2 protein-coding genes are annotated in these 1169 nt (G+C 45.9%); both read right to left on the bottom strand.

Going from position 1 to position 1169, the window contains the following annotated elements:
- Positions 1–75 precede the first annotated feature (75 nt).
- A complete protein-coding gene (locus EBR25_14280) occupies positions 76–855 on the bottom strand; it encodes a hypothetical protein (protein NBW42137.1) in 780 nt (259 codons plus the stop codon).
- Positions 848–1087, bottom strand: coding sequence for a hypothetical protein (locus EBR25_14275; protein NBW42136.1), 240 nt, complete (start codon positions 1085–1087; stop codon positions 848–850). Before EBR25_14275 ends, EBR25_14280 begins: the two co-directional genes overlap by 8 nt.
- Between the last annotated feature and the right edge of the window lie 82 nt (positions 1088–1169).

Raw genomic sequence — 1169 nt, 5'->3', positions numbered from 1 at the left:
CTCTTTTAACTCTTCTGAATCAATCATTTCGGAAAAAATTTTATCAAACTCTTCTGATTTATCATCCATAAATTTTCACTTGATAGGACACGCACCATCTGCACATTCTAAATTATCTATTGAGAACTCATTCATGTTGTCAATAAAAAGTACATCATCCTTTATTTTGGATTTCATTTTAACATATTCAGATTCGCTAATCTCCTCATATGGAGCCATAGCAAATCCGTGATCACTGTGCAAGAGGAACGATACCGACTTTAATTTGTTCTTATAGTTCTTCTTCATCCACTTATAAGCGCGGTCGTCAGCGTCATCGTACTTGTAATACTTAACCTCTGCCGTACCCTCTTTGGTGATCTCGTTGACTTTCTTGTGAGTAACCTCTTTGGGCATATCAGGGTTGTTGTCCTCGCAGAAAACAAACACCTCGCCCAAGAGGTTGTACTCATGGAGAATCTCAATGAGCCTGTGGAGCAGACCTACGCGCTTTGCCCATTTCTCACAGAAGCGTAAAGACGCCATCGCCATGTCGCGATTCTTAGCCTTGGGGATACCTAGCCTAATCTTCGAGAGAGGAAGCTCGGTGTGCAGGTCTACCGCCTGACCCACAAAGGGGTCAGTCCTGTAGAAAAATCTGAAGTAGTTGCGTTGTTCGTCTTGGCTCTGTGGAAGCTCAAGAAAGTCTGTAGAGAGCTCAGGCGAATAAAAGTTGCCCCCCGACCCCATCTGAGTGCCCGATGTCGTCATAGCGATCTTAACGCGAGACTTCATCTCAGACGCGGTCAGAGAACGAGAAATCGCCTTCGAGCGCGGGAGGATTTTCCCGACCTCTCTTGGTTCTTCTTCACTCATCTTGCTTCTCTAGCTCCTTATCTTTCTTAACCACTACAGCAGCACACTTTTTCAAGAGGCGTACTTGGTCGGGGTCGCCTTGAAAGAATGCTACCCAAGAACCCCCCATTCTCGCGTACAATTCTGAAATGAAATCGAGCATCTCATCTTCAGGGTCTTTCTTGCCGAAGCTGAGTTGCAGGACTCTAGCGAGGACTCTGCGATCTGCTGTCTTTCTTTCTCTAGGGAGCATAGAGCACCTTACTTTCTTCCGCCCATGATGCGGTTTCTTAAGCTGTATTTGTCAGTCTTTGGAGTGCTTGGGGCGCGCCTCT

It is taken from the genome of bacterium, assembly GCA_009926305.1.
Classification (GTDB): domain Bacteria; phylum Bdellovibrionota_C; class UBA2361; order UBA2361; family RFPC01; genus RFPC01.
The sequence above is the reverse complement of the archived record's forward strand: the minus strand, read 5'-3'. Positions and strand labels throughout refer to the sequence as shown.

Coding starts and splice junctions, on each gene's coding strand:
- EBR25_14275 (NBW42136.1), bottom strand. CDS start 1,087: ATGCTCCCTAGAGAAAGAAAGACAGCAGATCGCAGAGTCCTCGCTAGA.
- EBR25_14280 (NBW42137.1), bottom strand. CDS start 855: ATGAGTGAAGAAGAACCAAGAGAGGTCGGGAAAATCCTCCCGCGCTCG.